We start from the raw sequence: 16,567 nt of genomic DNA on the forward strand, positions 1-16,567 counted from the left end.
TGTTGCTTGGAATAGGTCGGGGAGCTAGGGCTTCTTCGGGCCCTTGCCGTTCGACTTGCCCTGCCCGGGGTTGTCCGGTTTGCCGGGCTGCTCGGGTTTGCCGGGCTTCGGTGGGCCGGGCGGAATGGTCGTCTTCGGTGGGTTCGTGGCCGGCTTGCCGGTCGTACTCACCCGCCGCTCGGTGCTGACGGTGGTGGTGACGGGCGGGCGGGTCGCGGTGGGCTTCGCCGTCGCCGTCGGCGCTGTCGGCGTGCTCCGCTGGGTCGACGGTGGCGTCAGGTTGGTCGTCTCCGGCAGCCGCCGATCGCGGTTGTCCAGTACGACGCCCGCGCCGACGCCGGCGAGGACGGCGACCGCGGCGCCGGCGCCGATCAGCCTCCGCCGCGACCGTTGGGAGGCCGTGGCGCCGCCCGGCCTGGGAGTCGCATGGCCGCGGGACACAGGACCATCGGCCAGCCGGGCGGTCGCGACGGAATGCGGCGTCGTACCGGCGGCGACCTGGGCCGCGGTCGGCCTGTCGTCCGGGTTCTTCGCGAGCATGCTCATCAGCAGCGCCTCGAACTCACCGGCCAGCTGCGGCCGCAGGTCGCTCGGCGGGGTGGGCTCGGTCGACACCTGCTGGTACATCACCACGGCCGGCTGATCGCCTTGGAACGGCGGATGCCCGGTGACCAACTGGTAGAGCACGCACCCCAGCGCGTACACGTCCGACGCCTTGCCCGCCGGCAGCCCCTGGGCGCGCTCGGGAGCCAGGTAGTGGATCGACCCGAGGATCTGCCCGGTCGCGGTCAGCGTCGTCGTGGTGTCGGTGAGGAAGCGCGCGATCCCGAAGTCGGTGACCTTGACCGTGCCGTCGGGCGTGATCAGCAGGTTCTGCGGCTTCACGTCCCGGTGCACGATGTCGTTGTGGTGTGCCGCGGCCAGGCCCGCCGCGCTCTGCCGGATCACGTCCAGCGCACGCTCGGGACCGAACGGGCCGGACCGCCGTAGCTCCACCGCGATGGTACGGCCCTCGACGAGCTCCATCACCAGGAAGAAGCCGTCCTCGTACGGGCCGAAGTCGTACGCCGCGACGACGTGCGGGTCGGACAGCGATGCCGCCGCCCGGGCCTCGCGGTGGAACCGTTCGGCCATCTCCGGCTCGCGCCGCGCGGGGAGCAGCAGCTTGATCGCGACCTCCCGGCCGAGCAGTTCGTCGGTCGCCCGGAACACCTCGCCCATGCCACCGCGCCCGAGTGGATCACCCACTCGGTACCGCTCGGCCACCAGCACGTCACGCCTCATCCGGGCCAGGTACCCGCCGGGCATGCGCTCCAGAGCTTCCCGTACGGCCCGTAGCTCGGGGGCCACCCTGGCGAACACCCCCGGCGGACGCGCCTAGCCGAGCGGGTACGCCGTGGGGCCGTCGGCGCGGTCGCGGAGCCAGTCGAGGGTGGGCTCGGCGTGGCCGAGGACGGAGATGTGGCTGTCGGACGGGTGCTCGACGTGTTCGGCGTACGGGATGTGGGCGGCCAGCCAGCGGGCGTGGGTCGGCGGGATGATGCGGTCGATGCCGCCGTGCACGAGCAGGACGGGCGCGGTGATCTCGGCGGGGTCGCAGCCCCAGGGCTGCAGGTACGAGACGTCGTCGTCGATCGGACCGTACGGGCCGGCGGTGAGCGCGACCGGCCCGGCGATCTGACCGAGCCAGCCCCACGGACCGTCGAAGAGCGCCAGGTCGACGGGCGCGAACTCCGGGTCGTAGTCGTCGTCCGGCAGCGCCGCCCGCGCCTCCCGGCCGGCCCGCGCCGCCTGGAGCGCGGCGACGCCCGACGGGATCATCCCGCCGAACCAGTCCAGGCCCGGTACGCCGTACGGCGCGATGCCGGCCAGGCTGACGACCGCCTGGACGCGGTCGCCGAGCGTCGCCGCGCAGGCGAGCGCGTACGAGCCGCCGCCGGAGTAGCCCATCACGCTGAACCGGCCGAGGCCGAGCGTGTCGGCGACGTGCTCGACGTCCCGCGCGACCGACCGCATCGTCCGGCCGGGCGCGACCGTCGACCCGCCGTACCCGGGCCGGTCGAACGAGACCCACCGCAGCCCCAGCCAGTCGGAGGCTTCGCGCAGCGGCACGGGCGGGACGCCGAGGTTGGGCGTGCCGTGGTGCCAGACGACCGGGACACGGTGGTCGTCGCCCGGGTGCGTGTCGTACACGTGCAGCGTGCGGCCGTCGGGCAGGCGCAGGTCGGTCTCTTCCATCACAGTCCTCCGGGTCGGTGTTCGGACGGTACGTCGCCACCGCCGCCCGCGGCTCGACATTTCGTCCGTTCCCCCGAGAACGGGCGAAATGTCGACGACCGCGGACCGCCTCCGACCTCTGCCGCGAAGATCCGTTCCGACGAAAGGAACCACCCTGCTCGCCGAGCTGACCGCGACGGGCGAGCTGCGGCCGATCGCTACCTGACCGGCTGGTTCAGTACCGAGATCCGGTCGGACAGCTCGATCCGGAGCTGGTTGTCGACCGACTTCAGCGCCCCGGCGCGGCCCGTTCGATGGGTGCCCAGGTACTTGTCGACCGGTCCGCGGACCGGGAAGACCTTGTCCTCACCCGGCAGCGGCACCGACGGGCACAGGCTGTTGTCGCTCTTCGAGCCGTACAGCAGGTACGTGTTCACGACACCGTCGACGCACGGGTTGCCCTGCAGGCCGTACTGCCCGTGGAAGGCCGCGTCGTCCACTCGCAGCAGGTCCACGCCGGGCGCCTTGCGCACCGCGCTCGTCGCCTGCTCGTACGACGTCTGCGGGTCGAACTCGCCCTGCACCACCAGCACGTTGTCCCGAACCGACTTCGGCAGGTCCGGCAGCGTCTCCTTCGGCGCGTCCGACCAGGGACCGCAGACCTCGCTGAGCCCGTACTGCCAGCCGTACGCCGGGTACTTGCGGCCCTGGACGTCGCTCAGCGTCTTGTACGACTGGGTCGACTTCGTCACCTGGTCGCCGCAGGCTACGGCGTACCGGGTGATCGGCAACTGCTGGTAGTCCGGCGTGGCCTGGCCGAGGTCGGCCTTCGCCACGGCGGCGGTGGTCAGCTTCGCCGTGGTGACACCGAACCGCTCGCGCGACAACGCGTCGACCTGGCCACGCAGCCCGGCCGGCAGCTTCTGGAGGTCGGCCGTGTCGCCCGTGATCACGACACTGAGCACCAGCAGGCGCAGCAGCCAGCCGAGCTCGCTGCCGTTGCCGATCAGGAGCGCGTCGTAGCTGTCCGGGCTGGTGCCCAGCGCCGAGGCCTTGCTCCGGCCGCTCTCGATCGCGGCCGCGGCCTGCTTGGTCGTCGTACCGAAGACGTCCGGCATCGTGCGGGTCAGCCAGGGCAGGAACACGTCGTCGGCCTGCCGCTGCCCCATCCGCGGGAAGTCCTCGAAGTCGGCCTGCAGCCGGCCCTGGAAGTCCACGCTCGAGTCGAGCACGATCCGTCCGGTGGTGGCCGGGAACTGCGACGCGTACTTCGCGCCCAGCCAGGTCCCGTACGAGTACCCGACGTAGTTCAACTTAGGTGCCTTGAGCAACTGTCGCAGCAGGTCCATGTCGTGCGCGGTCTGCCAGGTGGTGATGTACGGCGCCTCCGCCACGCTCTGGCAGGCCTCGGCGATCACCTTAGGGGTCTGCTGGTGGTCCGCGATGCTCTTCGGCGACCGGTCCCGGGCGTCCAGCGGTCCCTCGGGCAACCGTCCGACCGGCACCTGGCAGGTGATGCCGAGCCCGGCCTGCCCGGCCGCACCTTGTTGTCCGGTGCCCCGAGGATCCATGCCGAGTACGTCGTACTGCGCGTTCAGCGTCGGCTGCAGCTTGGCGAGGTCGGCGGCGAGCCCCGTGCCCTGGCCGCCGGGCCCGCCGGGGTTGGTCAGCACGATCCCCTGGTAGTTGTCCTCGGCACCGGTCGCCGCGACCCGGCTGACCGTCACCTTCAGGTCCTTGCCGGCCTCCGGCGCCGACCAGTCCCGCGGCACGGTCAGTTGCGCGCACTGGACGGGCACCTCGGCCTTGAAGGTGCACGCACCCCAGGTCAACTTCTGTCCGGTGTACTTCGACAGATCCGGTGCGGCGCCGGCTGTCAGTGGACTCATCACGGCGAGCAACGAGATCGACGTCGCGGCGGCGAGTCCTGCTCGTAGGCGTCTCATACCCTTGCCTTGCCTTCCTCACGGTGGGCGAACCTTCTCGCCACGAACGTATTTCCGCCCGTCGCCTGCGCGGCACGACCGAACGGCCGGATCGGCGGCGGCACCTCGTCCTTTCGGCCAGGGTGGAGTCCAGCCGTCGAGCTGACGTGCGGAGACGGTTCGGGAAGGCATGCTGGAACCATGACGAGTCCCGGCCACGCCAGCGGATCCGGCCCGGTGCCGGACGGTGCCGACGCCCGCGCCCGGCGCGCGGCGGCGGCCGGCGGCCACGATGGGCGTGCGCCGCTGGTTGCCGCCCACCGCCGGCGGGCGCCGCTGGTCGCGGAGATCGCGGCGCTCGCGCTGCTCACCGCGGCCGACCTCGCGATCACGCTCGTGCACCCGGCGCCGACCGGTGGGCTGCTCGCCGCGTCGTTCACCGCGATCACGCCAGCGATCGGGCTGGGCGCCGCCGTGGTCGCCGTGCTCCGGCGCCACTTCGATCGGCTCGTGCTGTTGACCGTGGTGGTCGCTTCCACGTCCCTGCTGGTCAGTGTCGGCAGCGGTCTGGCGTCCTGGGCCGGGGCGGCCGTACAGGCGCAGTCGCCCTTGGCCGAGGCGCTCGCGCTGGCGCTGCTGTGCGGAGCGGTCTGCCACCGGCTGCCGTCGCGGTCGGTCGCGCCGCTCGTCGTACTGGTCGGGGTGGCCGCGACCGTTGCTGCGCCGCTGCGGTTCGGGCTGCACTCTTCGTGGGCCTTGCTCGCCGTACCGGCCGCGCTGATGTGGGGTGGCAGCGTGGCGACCGGTCTCGTCCTGCGCGATTCCGACAGCCGGTACGACGCGGAGTTGGCCCGCGCGCGGGAGTCCGAGCGGCTCACGCTGGCCCGGGAGCTGCACGACTTCGTCGCGCACCACGTGACCGGGATCGTTGTCCTTGCCCAGGGGGCGCAAGTCGCCGCGACCCGGCGCGACGAGAAGCCCGGCGCCTACCCGGAGATCGAGCAAGCAGGCAGTGAAGCCCTGAGCGCGATGCGAAGGCTGGTCGGCATGCTCCGCACCGAGGAGCCGGGCGGCGGCGGAACGAGCCGCGCGGGGACCACCGAGGAGCCGGGCGGCGGCGGAACGAGCCGGACACCGACCGGCGATGGACCGGCGCTGCTGGCCGAGCTGAAGGAGGCCTGCGGCAACGATCCTCGGGTGCGGCTGACCGCCGCCGCCGAGCTCGACCAGTTGTCGTTGCCTCCAACAACAATCACCGCGGCGCACCGGATCGTGCTCGAGGCGGTCACCAACGCGCGGCGGTACGCCGTACCGGGTTCGCCGATCGAGGTGTCGGCCGGACTGCGCCGCAGGGGCCTGACCGCGGCGCTGGAGCTCACGGTCGTCAACGCCGTACCGGTCCAGGCCGAGCGAGGGGAAGGGTACGGATTGGTGGGCATGGCCGAACGCGCGCAGGCGCTGGGCGGTACGTTGTCGTCCGGCGCCGGCCCGGAAGGGCGCTGGCGGGTGCACGCGACGCTGCCGGTCGACTCGGGGCAGCCGTTCCGGTGAAGGAGACGACGATGGCCGTACGGGTGCTGCTGGCCGACGACCAGGCGATGGTGCGGACCGGGTTCCGGCTGATCCTGGAGTCCGAGCCCGGCCTCGAGGTGGTCGCCGAGGCCACCGACGGCGAGGAAGCGGTCCGGAAGGCGCGCGAGCTGCGGCCGGACGTCGTACTGATGGACATCCGGATGCCGCTGATCGACGGCATCCAGGCGACGAAGCTGCTCGCGGGGCCCGGGGTGGCCGATCCGCTGCGGGTGGTCGTGGTGACGACCTACGACGTGGACGAGAACGTGTACGCCGCGCTGCGCGCCGGGGCCTGCGGGTTCCTGGTCAAGGACGCCGGTCCGCGGCTGCTGGTCGAGGCGGTCCGCGCCGCGGCGGACGGCGAGTCGATCGTCTCGCCGTCGGTCACCGCGCGGCTGCTCGAACGCTTCACCCAGGCGGCCGCCCCGACGGCTCCGGCGGCGCACCCGTTGACCGAGCGGGAGGCCGACGTGGTCCGCGCGGTCGCGCGCGGGCGGATGAACAGCGAGATCACCGACGAGTTGACGCTGTCACTCTCTACCGTCAAGTCGCACCTGGCCAGCGCCCAGCGGAAGCTCGGGCTGCGCAACCGCACCGAGCTCGCCGTCTGGGCCTGGGAGAACCGGCTCGTCGACTGACACCGTCGACCGGACCACCACGGTCCGGGCGGCCAGGTCGCCGACCCGCTGCCGGTACCGCGTGCAGCAGACGACCACGAGAGCGACCAGCCCCCAGAACAGGCCGTCGACCACCCAGAGCAGGTACCGGACCAGGAACTGCTTCCAGCTCGGCAGCGTGCCTTCCAGCGTGAGCGTGCGGAGCCCGAACGCCAGCATCCCGACGGTCCGGCCGCCGTTGCGGCGGGGGAGCAGGATCTCGTTCACGACCTGCAGCACGAAGGCCGAGCCGAGGAAGACGCCACCCAGGACGTTTCCGAGGCCGCGACCGTGCGCGCCCGCCTTGACCAGGAGGAACAGGCTCCCGACCGTGATCAGGGTCGACACGACCAGCACCGCGAACAGGTCGAGCGCCCACTGCGCACAACGTCGCGGTGTCACCCGAGTCGTCGCAGCGGTGAGAGCAGTCACGCCCGCCATCATCCCACCGCCCCCGCAAGCCTCACTTCGGGCACCGACCGGCCGGTGCCCGAAGACGCTCAGGTGGGCGGTGCGACCAGGCGGGTGTGGTTGTCGCGAGTGGCGAGGGCCGGGTCCAGCGCGCCCAGCGCCAGCCAGGTGGCGCCGCCGACGCCGTCGTGGGCGGTGAGGACCTCACCGTGGAAGTGGTCGCGGATGCTCTGACGCAGCAACCGGCCGACCGGCGACGACTCGCCCGCGACACTGCCCGCGAGCACCAGCGGACCGTTGTCCGACGTTGTCCGCAGCCGGCTGACCGTTTCTGTGAGCAGTTCGGCTGCGCGTTTCACCAGCGCGTGCGCCGTCTTGTCGTTCTGGTCGTACGCCGCCACCACCGTCCGGGCCAGTTCGGCCAGCAGCACCGGTGGGCGCGAGTTCACGGTCCTGATCAGGTCGTCACGGAGCAGATCGTAGCCTTCACGTTCCGCGACAGCGCCCGGGTCCCAGCCCGGCAGGACGGCCTGGACCACGGCGTCGCCGAGCAGCCCGATCGGCTCGCCCAGGTCGAGCGCGCGCAACAGACTGCGCAGCGCCTCGCGGCCGAGCCAGAAGCCGGACCCGTCGTCGCCGAGCAGCCAGCCGTGGCCGTCCGCCGTACCGACCAGACGGTGGTCGCGGACCAGTCCGGCCGCGCTGCCCGTGCCCGCGATCAGCACGGCGCCGTCCGCTTCCGGCGTACCGGATGCGAACGCGACCTCCAGGTCGCCGATGTAGCGGGGGACGCAGACCAGCCCGGCGCCCGACCAGGCGGCGTCGAACTGGGCGGCGACCTCCGGCTTGGACAGTGCGGACCCGCCCGCCGCGCCGATCACGGCCGCCTTCACCAGGGCCGGATCGAGGCCGGTGAGCGCCTGGCGGATCGCCTGGCCGAAGTTCGCCGCGGCACTCGCGGGGTGACTGGTCGGGTTTCCGCCCGCGGCAGCCCCTCGACCGACTACGTTGCCTTCCATATCGGCGATCACGATCCGGGTGGACGTGCCGCCGAGGTCCCCGCCCAGGACCAGTGTGGTGACAGGTCGCAGGACCACTGCGTCCTGTGGTTCCGGAAGGGCGTGGTCGACGGACATAGGCGGTGCTCCAAACTGCTCAATCAGAGCGTTTATGGACAATAACGTGCAAGGTTACGCAACGGTCCCGATCTGGAAGGAAGAGTGAGATGAGCCTTGACTTTAGCTGTCAGGTGAGAAAAGTTCTGTCCAGCAAACCGCAAACTTGCGCACTTGTCGGCACCAGGTGTGTCGCGGCGAACAGATTAGTCGAGGGGTGGGGCCTCTGATGGCCAGTACGACGGGCGGCAGCACGGGCGCACACGCGGGATCGGGGACGGACACCGGTGGCGTCAGTGCGCAGTCGTATGTTCACACGCTGACACCGATCCTGGCCGCGGTCACCGAGCAGATCGACGGCCCGATCCAGGACGCCGCGGACCTCTTCGTCACCTCGCTGCGGGGCGACGGCGTGATCCAGGCCTTCGGGTCCGGCCACTCCGAGGCCCTCGCGATGGAGATCGCCGGCCGCGCCGGTGGCCTGATCGCCACCAACCGGCTCGCCCTGCGCGACCTGGTCCTGCTCGGCGGTGAGCCGGTCGAGCTGCTGCGCGGCGGCGAGCTCGAGCGCGACCCGTCGATCTCCCGCCGGCTGTACGAGCTCAGCGCCGCGCAGAAGAACGACCTGTTCGTGATCGCCTCCAACTCCGGCGTCAACGGCTCGATCGTGGAGCTGGCCAGCGTCGTCAAGGAGCACGGTCACCCGCTGATCGCGATCACCTCGCTGCAGCACACCGCCGGTGTCGAGTCACGGCACCCGTCGGGCAAGAAACTGATCGACTTCGCCGACGTGGTGCTCGACAACCACGCGCCGTACGGCGACTCCGTGCTCGAACTGCCGGGATTCGGCAAGGTTTGCGCCGTGTCGTCCATCACCGCCGCGCTGATCGCGCAGATGCTGGTTGCTGAGGTCCTGCGCCGGCTGGCCGAGGCAGGCGAAACACCACCGGTCTACCTGTCCGCGAACATTCCCGGCGGCGACGACCACAATCACGCCCTGGAAGCAAAGTACGCCGGCCGGATCCGTCGTACTGCCTGAAACACTCTCGGAAGGCGGGACCATGAGTACTCCCAACAAAGTGTCGCGGCGGCTGTTCCTGCAGCGCGCGGCGGTCGGCACCCTGCTGGCCACCGGCGGCAGCACGCTGCTGGCGGCCTGCGCCGGCAGCGGCAGTGACGACACCGGGTCCGGCGGCAGTGACGCGGACAAGACCGCGGACAACCCGTTCGGCCTGGCGGACAAGGCCACCGTCGACGCGGTGATCTTCAACGGCGGCTACGGTTACGACTACGTGCAGTTCGCGGCCGACATCGCGCAGAAGAAGTTCGCCGGCTCGGCCTTCAAGGTCGCGCCGTCCACCCAGATCGCCCAGCAGCTGCAGCCGCGCTTCGTCGGCGGCAACCCGCCGGACCTGATCGACAACTCCGGCGCGAACCAGATCGGCTTCAACACGATCCTGGACCAGCTGGCGCCGCTGGACGACGTCTTCGAGGCCAACAACTACGAGGGCACGAAGATCGCCGACACGCTGTACCCCGGTGCCAAGGTTCCCGGCACCTACGACGGCAAGTTCGTCGCGATGAACTACGTGCTCACGCTCTACGGCCTGTGGTACTCCGAGGCGCTGTTCAAGGAGAACGGCTGGGAGCCGCCGAAGACCTACGACGCGCTGCTCGACCTCGGCGCCAAGGCCAAGGCCAAGGGCAAGTACCTGTTCGTCTGGGGCAAGGAAGCCGCCACCTACTACCACACGATGGCCGTCGACTCGGCGATCAAGGAGGGTGGCGACGACGTCCGGCTGCCGCTGGAGAACCTCGAGGGCGACTGCTGGTCCAAGCCGCAGATCCAGGCCGTGTTCAAGGCCCTGGAGACGATGGTCAAGAGCGGCTACTTCGTGCCCGGCGGCGCCGGCACCCAGTTCACCGCCGCGCAGGCCAAGTGGAGCAACGACCAGCAGGCCGTGCTCTACCCCTCGGGCTCGTGGATCGAGAACGAGATGAAGAAGGCCACCAAGAGCGGGTTCCAGATGAAGGGCATCCCGGAGCCGACGCTGACGGCCAGCCCGAAGCTGCCGTACGAGTCGCTGCGCAGCGCGGCCGGCGAGCCGTTCATCGTCCCGGCCAAGGGCAAGAACGTTGCCGGCGGCAAGGAGCTCCTGCGGGCGATGCTGTCCAAGGACGCGGCGACCAACTTCGCCAAGACCCGGCTCGCGCCGACCATCGTCAAGGGCCTGGTCCCGGCCGACGGGTTCGGCTCGACCGCGCTGCAGTCGCAGACCGCGATGCTGGACGCGGCCGGTACGAACATCTTCGACTACCAGTTCGTCACCCTGTACGGGATGAACACCGACAACCTCGTGGTCTGGAACTCGTTCCTGTCCGGTCAGACCGACGCGGCCGGCCTGACCAAGGGCCTGCAGCAGATCACGGACAAGGTGCGCAACGACAGCTCCGTCAAGAAGATCCCGGTCACCAAGTGACCATGACGCCAGATGTCGTGCCGGACGGCGGGCCTCACCGGCCCGCCGTCCGGCGGCGCCGCCGGCCGCTGACGTTCGACCGCGCCAGCTTCATGGTCGTGTTTCTCGGCCTGCCGCTGGCGGTCTTCGTGATCTTCGTGGTCTCGCCGTTCGTGCAGGCGCTGTGGTACTCGTTGACCGACTGGTCCGGGTTCAGCTCGGGGATGAACTTCGTCGGCTTCGACAACTACGTGAAGCTGTTCCACGACGACATCTTCCTCAAGGCCGTGCGCAACAACGTCCTGCTCGCGATCGTCGTACCGGTCGTGACGATCGTGCTGGCGCTGACGCTGGCCACGCTCGTGACCGTCGGCGGCTCGGGCACCGGGACCGTCCGGGGACTGCGCAACGCCGGGTTCTACCGGATCGTCTCGTTCTTCCCGTACGTGATCCCGGCGATCGTGATCGGACTGATCTGGGCCCAGGTGTTCACTCCGGGCTCGGGCGTGCTGGACGCGGTGCTGTCGAAGATCGGGCTGCACGGGTTCGAGAACTACGCCTGGCTCGGTGACGCGCGGACCGCGATGCCGGCCTCGATGTTCGTGATGATCTGGGGCTTCGTCGGCTTCTACATGGTGCTGTTCATCGCCGCCATCCGGGGCATCGAGCCGGAGATCTTCGAGGCGGCCCGGATCGACGGCGCCGGCCGGTTCCGGACCGCGGTCTCCATCACGGTGCCGCTGATCCGCGACAACGTGCAGACGGCGTACATCTACCTCGGCATCGCCGCCCTGGACGCCTTCGTCTACATGCAGGCGCTGAACCCCGGCGGCGGGCCGCAGAACTCGACCCTCGTGATGCCCCAGCAACTGTTCACCACGGCCTTCACCAAGGGCCAGTTCGGCTACTCGACGGCGATGGGCGTGATCCTGGCCGCGGTGACGATGCTGTTCGCGCTCCTGGTGTTCACGGTGAACGCCCTGACCGGCGGACGTGAGCGGAAGGTGAAACGCCGATGACCACAACCACCGCCGACCGGCGCGTCATGGCCGGTGCCCGCGTGCCCCGCCAACGGGCCCCGGAGGGCAGAGGCGTGGCCACCGCCGCCCACATCGCGCTGATCCTGTGGTCGCTGCTGGTGATCCTGCCGCTGGTGTGGACCGTGCTGTCCTCGTTCAAGTCGACGCAGGAGGTCCTGGGCAACCCGCTGTCGCTGCCGGGCAAGCTGCGGTTCGAGAACTACGCGAACGCCTGGACGACGGCCGGGATCGGCCGCTACTTCGCGAACACGGTGATCGTCGTGGGCGTCGCGCTGGTGCTGGTGATGGTCCTCGGCGCCATGTGCGCATACGTGCTGGCCAGGTTCACGTTCCCCGGCAACCGGCTGATCTACTACAGCATGCTGGCCGGTCTGACGTTCCCGGTCTTCCTGGCGATCGTGCCGCTGTTCTTCGTGCTGAAGAACCTCGCACTGCTGAACACCCTGCCAGGGCTGATCATCACCTACGTCGCGTTCGCGCTGCCGTTCACGGTCTTCTTCCTGCACAGCTTCTTCAAGGCGCTGCCGGGTGAGATCTACGAGGCGGCGCAGATCGACGGCGCCGGGGAGTGGCGCACGTTCTTCTCGGTGATGCTGCCGATGGCGCGGCCGGGCATGGCGTCGGTCGCGATCTTCAACTTCCTGGGGCTGTGGAACCAGTTCCTGCTCCCGGTCGCCCTGAACACCGACTCGAACAACTACGTGCTCTCCCAGGGCATGGCGTCGTTCGCGTCGCAGGCCGGCTACGCGGTGGACTTCGGTGCCCTGTTCGCGGCCGTGGTGATCACGGTGGCGCCGGTGCTGGTCGTCTACATCATCTTCCAGCGCCAGCTGCAGGTCTCCGTGACCGCCGGAGGCGTGAAGTAGCCTTCGGGTCGTGCTGAAGCGGCGTACGGTACTGCAGGGCGCTCTCACGAGCGCCCTGCTGGCCGGTTGCTCGACCGGGAAGCCCAGCGGACCGGCCCAGACGCAGGACAATCCGTTCGGTGTGGTCGCCGATCGGCCGCTCGAGGTGGTCGTCGCCGAGGAGTACGGCGGCTTCGGCGCGCCGCAGTACCGGACCAAGTACGAACAGGCGGTCGTCACCGTCACGCCGACCAAGCAGCTGCGGGACCTGCTGCAGTCGCGGTTCGCCGCGGGCAGCCCGCCGGACGTCGTACTGAACACCGGGGACAAGGCGCTGACCGTGAGCCGCCTGGTCGCCGACGGGCACCTGGCCGATCTCGGGCCGCTGCTGGACGCGCCCTCCTGGGAGAACCAGGACGCGAAGGTCAAGGACGTCGTACTGCCCGGCCTGCTCGACTACGGCCGGTACGACGGAACGCTGCGCTCGCTGAACTATCTGGTCGACGTCTACGGCCTCTGGTACTCCGCCCGGCTCTTCCAGCAGCGCAACTGGGACGTGCCGCGCACCTGGCCCGAGCTGCTCGCGCTGGGCGCCGAGATGCGGGCCGCCGGGCTCGGGCCCTTCACGTACGCCGGAGCGCACCCGTACTACGTGTTCGAAGCCGTCATGACGCTCGCGGTGAAGACCGGCGGGCACGAGGTCGCCCAGCGGATCGACAACCTCGAGGACGGCGCCTGGAAGGACAAGAGCGTCACTCGGGCGATCACCGCCTTCGGTGAGCTCGCCAAGCGCGGGCTGATCGCGACCGGGACCGCCGAGCTCGACCACACCGCCTCCCAGACCCGGCTGCTGCAGTCGAAGGCCGGGCTGCTGCCGTGCGGGAACTGGCTGGAGAACGAGATGAAGCCGGCCATCCCGGCCGGCTTCGGGCTGACCATGTTCACGCTGCCGCCGCTGGACGGGTCGCCGGCGCTGCCGCGGGGCGTGCACGTGGCGCCGGGCTCGCCGCTGCTGGTGCCGCAGCAGGGGCCGAACGCCTCGGGCGGGCTCGAGTACCTGCGGGCGATGCTGTCGCGCGAGGTCGCCGGGCAGGTGACCAAGGAGGCCAACCGGCTGACCGTCGTACGGGGTGCTGCTGACGGGCAGGAGATCAGTACGGCGCTGCGCTCGGCGCGGGACCTGCTGACGGCCGCGGGGGACCAGGCGATCAGCTGGTACTTCGCCGACTGGTACCCGACGCTGGGCAAGGCCGCCGGGGACCTGACCGGCCAGTTCCTGGCCGGCGCCTTCCGCGCCGACGAGTGGACCGCCCGCCTGCAGGCAGCGGCCGACCAGGTGAAGCAGGACAAATCCGTCACCAAGTACCACCGGGACTGACGGACCTCGTAAGGTAAGGGCAACCTAAGTACTTCCTGTCCTTCTGTGAGGTCTTCATGCGCTCCCTCCTGCGACCGCTCGCGGTGCTGGCCGTCGTCCCGTTCGCTCTCGCCGCCTGCGGGTCCGGCTCCGACGAGCCCGCCGCGCAGAGCGGGCCGTCGGCCGGTTCCGAGGCCGGCGCCTTCCCGGTGTCGATCAAGAACAAGTTCGGCACCACCGAGGTCAAGGCCGCGCCGCAGCGGGTCGTCTCGGTCGGCCTGATCGAGCAGGACGCGCTGCTCGCGCTCGACGTCGCGCCGGTCGGTACCACCGAGTGGTTCGGCGAGAAGCCTGGCGCGCTGTTCCCGTGGGCCAAGGACAAGCTCGGCGACCGGCCGGTGCCGACCGTGCTGAGCGACAAGGACGGCATCCAGTTCGAGAAGGTCGCCGCGCTGCGGCCGGACCTGATCATCGGGCTGTACTCCGGCATCACCGCTGACGACTACAAGAAGCTGACCGCGATCGCCCCGACGGTGGCGCAGCTGCCCGGCGTACCGGACTACGGCGTGGCCTGGCAGGACGTGGCCCGCACGGTCGGCCAGGCGGTCGGCAAGCCGAAGCAGGCCGACGAGCTGGTCAAGGGCATCGAGACGCGCTTCGCGACCGTGCGCTCCGAGCACCCCGAGTTCAAGGACAAGCCGGCGCTGATGGCGACGCCGTACGAGGGGTACTTCATCTACGGCAGCCAGGACCCGCGCTCGCGGCTGCTGACCGACCTGGGCTTCACGCTGCCGAGCGGCCTGGACGGTCTGATCGGCGACAAGTTCGGCGCCAACATCAGCAAGGAACAGATCAAGCTGCTCGACCAGCAGGCGCTGGTCTGGTTCCCGACCAAGGGTGGCACCGCGAAGCTGCAGAGCGACCCGTTGTACAAGAACCTGCCGGTGCGCACCCAGGGCCGCGACGTCTTCGTCGAGGAGAACTACGACGACCCGCTGTACGGCGCGACCAGCTTCGTCTCGGTCCTCAGCCTGCCGACCGTGCTCGACCAGCTCGTCCCCAAGCTGAAGGCCGCGGTCGACGGCGACCCCGCGACGACGGCCTAGAGAAGAACAGAGAGAAGAACAGAGAGAAGAACAGAGAGAAGAACAGAGAGAAGAACAGAGAGAAGAACAGAGAGAAGAACAGATTAACAGTTGCGGTGGGTTGTTCTGGGGATCAGACGAGTGCAGATCGCGAACGTTCGTGCCCCTCGTGCAGAACTGACTGCCGTGCCCTTCGCGCCGCGATCGTCTCGTCCAGATCGTTCGGTGTGCCCCGAGGAACTCGGTCCAGTACTCGAAGGCTGCTTGCGTGTGGCTGAGATCGTGTCAAACACGCCTCGCAGTGGAGAGTTTCAAAGCAAGCTGAGGTTGCCGCAGAAGTAGTCGCGCAGGCGGATTTGCTGAGTCGGATGCAGTGACAGGCTTTCGATCTCGGCGGAGGAGAAGTACCCGACCGAGGTGGATTCCGCGTCGCCAACCTTCGCTTGGCCGGCGGTCCGACGGGCGGTGAGACAGACATTGAACTGCTGCCGAACCTCGCCGTCCGAGTATTGGATAACATGGTTGGGGTCGCTATAGATGCCCACGATGCCCGTGACTTCTACGGTGAGGCCGGTTTCCTCCAAGACCTCCCGGCGAGCGCACGCGGCCAGCGATTCACCCAGCTCCAGCCGCCCACCGGGAAGCGCCCAGTTGCCCGAGTCCGAGCGGCGAACCATGAGGACTTTCCCCGACTCTTCGATGACGGCCGACGCGGCCACGACCAGCGAGTTCGGCATCGGGGCGTCCGGGTCGTTGTAGAAATCTTTCCTCATTCGTCGCCGACCACCTTCGCAGTTTCCCAAACAGTGTCGAAGGATTCTTGATAGCTGGCGATCAGCGTGCCGGTCGCCGCTTTCCGGTAGTGCCAGAGCGGTGCGGAGAATGCGTTGACTCCGAAGATGTGGGCGTTCACGAACATCTCGTCGTCGGCGCGGTAGATGGAGTTGTAGAGGGTCGTCCCATGGGTTCGGACCTCGATGTTCTTCGTCCCGATGACGGGTCGGTAGTGGATGAGAGCGAGCTCGCATCGCGTCTCGATGCCGTGACCAAACTTCTCTTCGAGGCCGCGTGCTCGAACGTTCGCTGAATGCGCGTCACCCAGGGCAATCCGAATCTGGCACCCAGCCTTTGCCTTGCTGATGAGGAGATCGTTGAAGCCGAGGATCTGCTCGTGCAGGAAGACGGCTGCATAGACAAGGATGTCTATGTGGTTGTTGCCCGAGTCGAAGAAGCTCTTCCACTGGGCGGGGGGAGATCTGAGAGCGCTGCTCGTGGACAGCCACAACCTCGGACGAGAGCGCGCGCGCTGAGCGCCCGCGATGAAGTGTCGGCCAGAGATACACGGGGTCTTCCTCCAACACGCCAGCAGCAGCGACGGCGGCCCGTACATACGGCACCCGTCCGGTACTGATCCAGCGCTCGACGGTCTTGGCGTCGACGCCCGTCTTCTCTGCCAGAGCCTGGGACGTCATGCCTCGGGCCGTCATCGTGGCTCGTAGTCGCTCGTTACGCATACTCACTCCTATGGGACGTCTTTTCAGCATAAGACGTCCAGTACGCGTCCCTTGACGCAGTGTCGTCGTCCGGCCACTCGCGGGAATCTCATTGCATGACCAACTGCGGTGGCGGCGAGCGCAAGAGCGCTTGGCGGGGCGACGCGGATGAGCAGCCCGCAGCCGAAGGCGACGCGCAGGCATGGCCGGTACTGCGGTTTTCGGACGGCACTCAACCGTGCGAAGGCGCGAATCCGGCGACCGGCCGCGCATGTGTCATCGGCTATCACAAGGGCTACCACCGCGATGTCGTCGGGACGAGGTGGCTTGACGATGAGTAGGCCCGGAGTGCCGCCATACCCACTCCCAAAGACCGGCGGGGCGTACGCGCT

At 69.3% G+C, this 16,567-nt stretch carries 16 protein-coding genes; 9 read left to right on the top strand and 7 right to left on the bottom strand.

The annotated features are described in order from the left end of the window. Positions 1-24: 24 nt before the first annotated feature. The 3 genes from ACLQ2O_RS31040 to ACLQ2O_RS31050 form a co-directional block, all read right to left on the bottom strand. Entirely contained in the window at positions 25-1,350 is a 1,326-nt protein-coding gene (locus ACLQ2O_RS31040; RefSeq protein ID WP_425838437.1) for a serine/threonine-protein kinase, read from the bottom strand. Between the two features lie 27 nt (positions 1,351-1,377). Then, positions 1,378-2,238 carry an alpha/beta fold hydrolase gene (locus ACLQ2O_RS31045; protein WP_425838440.1) on the bottom strand — a complete coding sequence of 287 codons (861 nt, stop codon included), beginning with the start codon at positions 2,236-2,238 and terminating at the stop codon, positions 1,378-1,380. 197 nt (positions 2,239-2,435) lie between these two features. Further along, positions 2,436-4,163 carry an alpha/beta fold hydrolase gene (locus tag ACLQ2O_RS31050; RefSeq protein ID WP_425838443.1) on the bottom strand — a complete coding sequence of 576 codons (1,728 nt, stop codon included), beginning with the start codon at positions 4,161-4,163 and terminating at the stop codon, positions 2,436-2,438. 180 nt (positions 4,164-4,343) lie between these two features. On the opposite strand from ACLQ2O_RS31050, the gene ACLQ2O_RS31055 reads away from it, so the two are divergent. After that, positions 4,344-5,693, top strand: a complete 1,350-nt coding sequence (locus ACLQ2O_RS31055) for a sensor histidine kinase (RefSeq protein ID WP_425838446.1) — start codon at positions 4,344-4,346, stop codon at positions 5,691-5,693. Positions 5,694-5,704: 11 nt separating this feature from the next. Then, entirely contained in the window at positions 5,705-6,352 is a 648-nt protein-coding gene (locus ACLQ2O_RS31060) for a response regulator (RefSeq protein WP_425838448.1), read from the top strand. On the opposite strand, the gene ACLQ2O_RS31065 is transcribed toward ACLQ2O_RS31060, so the two are convergent. Together ACLQ2O_RS31065 and ACLQ2O_RS31070 are read right to left on the bottom strand one after the other, a co-directional pair. Beyond that, on the bottom strand, positions 6,245-6,802 hold the full coding sequence (locus tag ACLQ2O_RS31065) for an RDD family protein (RefSeq protein ID WP_425838451.1): 558 nt from the start codon (positions 6,800-6,802) through the stop codon (positions 6,245-6,247). The two genes, ACLQ2O_RS31060 and ACLQ2O_RS31065, sit on opposite strands and share 108 nt — an antisense overlap. A gap of 68 nt (positions 6,803-6,870) precedes the next feature. Beyond that, on the bottom strand, positions 6,871-7,917 hold the full coding sequence (locus ACLQ2O_RS31070) for an N-acetylglucosamine kinase (protein WP_425838453.1): 1,047 nt from the start codon (positions 7,915-7,917) through the stop codon (positions 6,871-6,873). A 208-nt stretch (positions 7,918-8,125) separates the two neighbouring features. On the opposite strand from ACLQ2O_RS31070, the gene ACLQ2O_RS31075 reads away from it, so the two are divergent. The 6 genes from ACLQ2O_RS31075 to ACLQ2O_RS31100 are packed head-to-tail and all read left to right on the top strand — an operon-like array spanning position 8,126 to position 14,703. Then, positions 8,126-8,935, top strand: a complete 810-nt coding sequence (locus tag ACLQ2O_RS31075; RefSeq protein ID WP_425838456.1) for a sugar isomerase domain-containing protein — start codon at positions 8,126-8,128, stop codon at positions 8,933-8,935. Between the two features lie 22 nt (positions 8,936-8,957). Continuing rightward, positions 8,958-10,376 carry an N-acetylglucosamine/diacetylchitobiose ABC transporter substrate-binding protein gene (ngcE, locus tag ACLQ2O_RS31080; RefSeq protein ID WP_425838458.1) on the top strand — a complete coding sequence of 473 codons (1,419 nt, stop codon included), beginning with the start codon at positions 8,958-8,960 and terminating at the stop codon, positions 10,374-10,376. Positions 10,377-10,378: 2 nt separating this feature from the next. Further along, positions 10,379-11,374 (top strand): carbohydrate ABC transporter permease, encoded by a 996-nt coding sequence (locus ACLQ2O_RS31085; protein WP_425838461.1) that lies wholly within the window; start codon positions 10,379-10,381, stop codon positions 11,372-11,374. Beyond that, positions 11,371-12,261: a carbohydrate ABC transporter permease gene (locus ACLQ2O_RS31090; RefSeq protein WP_425838463.1), complete on the top strand. Its 891-nt coding sequence runs from the start codon at positions 11,371-11,373 to the stop codon at positions 12,259-12,261. The genes ACLQ2O_RS31085 and ACLQ2O_RS31090 overlap by 4 nt, the downstream gene beginning before the upstream one ends. Before the next feature lie 10 nt (positions 12,262-12,271). Then, positions 12,272-13,618 carry an N-acetylglucosamine/diacetylchitobiose ABC transporter substrate-binding protein gene (gene ngcE, locus ACLQ2O_RS31095; protein ID WP_425838466.1) on the top strand — a complete coding sequence of 449 codons (1,347 nt, stop codon included), beginning with the start codon at positions 12,272-12,274 and terminating at the stop codon, positions 13,616-13,618. A gap of 56 nt (positions 13,619-13,674) precedes the next feature. Then, the gene (locus ACLQ2O_RS31100; protein ID WP_425838469.1) at positions 13,675-14,703 is read left to right on the top strand and encodes an iron-siderophore ABC transporter substrate-binding protein; all 1,029 of its coding nucleotides are present in this window, start codon (positions 13,675-13,677) and stop codon (positions 14,701-14,703) included. A gap of 290 nt (positions 14,704-14,993) precedes the next feature. Here the strand turns inward: ACLQ2O_RS31100 and ACLQ2O_RS31105 are convergent, their stop codons facing one another. Together ACLQ2O_RS31105 and ACLQ2O_RS31110 are read right to left on the bottom strand one after the other, a co-directional pair. Further along, a complete protein-coding gene (locus tag ACLQ2O_RS31105) occupies positions 14,994-15,455 on the bottom strand; it encodes an NUDIX domain-containing protein (protein ID WP_425838472.1) in 462 nt (153 codons plus the stop codon). After that, on the bottom strand, positions 15,452-15,967 hold the full coding sequence (locus ACLQ2O_RS31110) for a hypothetical protein (protein WP_425838475.1): 516 nt from the start codon (positions 15,965-15,967) through the stop codon (positions 15,452-15,454). The genes ACLQ2O_RS31105 and ACLQ2O_RS31110 overlap by 4 nt, the downstream gene beginning before the upstream one ends. A gap of 324 nt (positions 15,968-16,291) precedes the next feature. Here ACLQ2O_RS31110 and ACLQ2O_RS31115 point away from each other — a divergent pair, with 324 nt between their 5' ends. Beyond that, on the top strand, positions 16,292-16,516 hold the full coding sequence (locus tag ACLQ2O_RS31115; RefSeq protein ID WP_425838478.1) for a hypothetical protein: 225 nt from the start codon (positions 16,292-16,294) through the stop codon (positions 16,514-16,516). Positions 16,517-16,567: the final 51 nt, after the last annotated feature.

Source organism: Kribbella sp. DT2 (genome assembly GCF_049844575.1).
In the GTDB taxonomy this organism is placed as follows: Bacteria; Actinomycetota; Actinomycetes; order Propionibacteriales; family Kribbellaceae; genus Kribbella.

What these genes read in the sequence shown, in the direction of transcription:
- ACLQ2O_RS31060 (WP_425838448.1), top strand. Translation starts at nt 5,705, where the DNA reads ATGGCCGTACGGGTGCTGCTGGCCGACGACCAGGCGATGGTGCGGACC.
- ACLQ2O_RS31100 (WP_425838469.1), top strand. Translation starts at nt 13,675, where the DNA reads ATGCGCTCCCTCCTGCGACCGCTCGCGGTGCTGGCCGTCGTCCCGTTC.
- ACLQ2O_RS31105 (WP_425838472.1), bottom strand. Translation starts at nt 15,455, where the DNA reads ATGAGGAAAGATTTCTACAACGACCCGGACGCCCCGATGCCGAACTCG.
- ACLQ2O_RS31070 (WP_425838453.1), bottom strand. Translation starts at nt 7,917, where the DNA reads ATGTCCGTCGACCACGCCCTTCCGGAACCACAGGACGCAGTGGTCCTG.
- ACLQ2O_RS31090 (WP_425838463.1), top strand. Translation starts at nt 11,371, where the DNA reads ATGACCACAACCACCGCCGACCGGCGCGTCATGGCCGGTGCCCGCGTG.
- ACLQ2O_RS31050 (WP_425838443.1), bottom strand. Translation starts at nt 4,163, where the DNA reads ATGAGACGCCTACGAGCAGGACTCGCCGCCGCGACGTCGATCTCGTTG.
- ACLQ2O_RS31075 (WP_425838456.1), top strand. Translation starts at nt 8,126, where the DNA reads ATGGCCAGTACGACGGGCGGCAGCACGGGCGCACACGCGGGATCGGGG.
- ACLQ2O_RS31055 (WP_425838446.1), top strand. Translation starts at nt 4,344, where the DNA reads ATGACGAGTCCCGGCCACGCCAGCGGATCCGGCCCGGTGCCGGACGGT.
- ACLQ2O_RS31115 (WP_425838478.1), top strand. Translation starts at nt 16,292, where the DNA reads ATGACCAACTGCGGTGGCGGCGAGCGCAAGAGCGCTTGGCGGGGCGAC.
- ACLQ2O_RS31085 (WP_425838461.1), top strand. Translation starts at nt 10,379, where the DNA reads ATGACGCCAGATGTCGTGCCGGACGGCGGGCCTCACCGGCCCGCCGTC.
- ACLQ2O_RS31045 (WP_425838440.1), bottom strand. Translation starts at nt 2,238, where the DNA reads ATGGAAGAGACCGACCTGCGCCTGCCCGACGGCCGCACGCTGCACGTG.
- ngcE (WP_425838458.1), top strand. Translation starts at nt 8,958, where the DNA reads ATGAGTACTCCCAACAAAGTGTCGCGGCGGCTGTTCCTGCAGCGCGCG.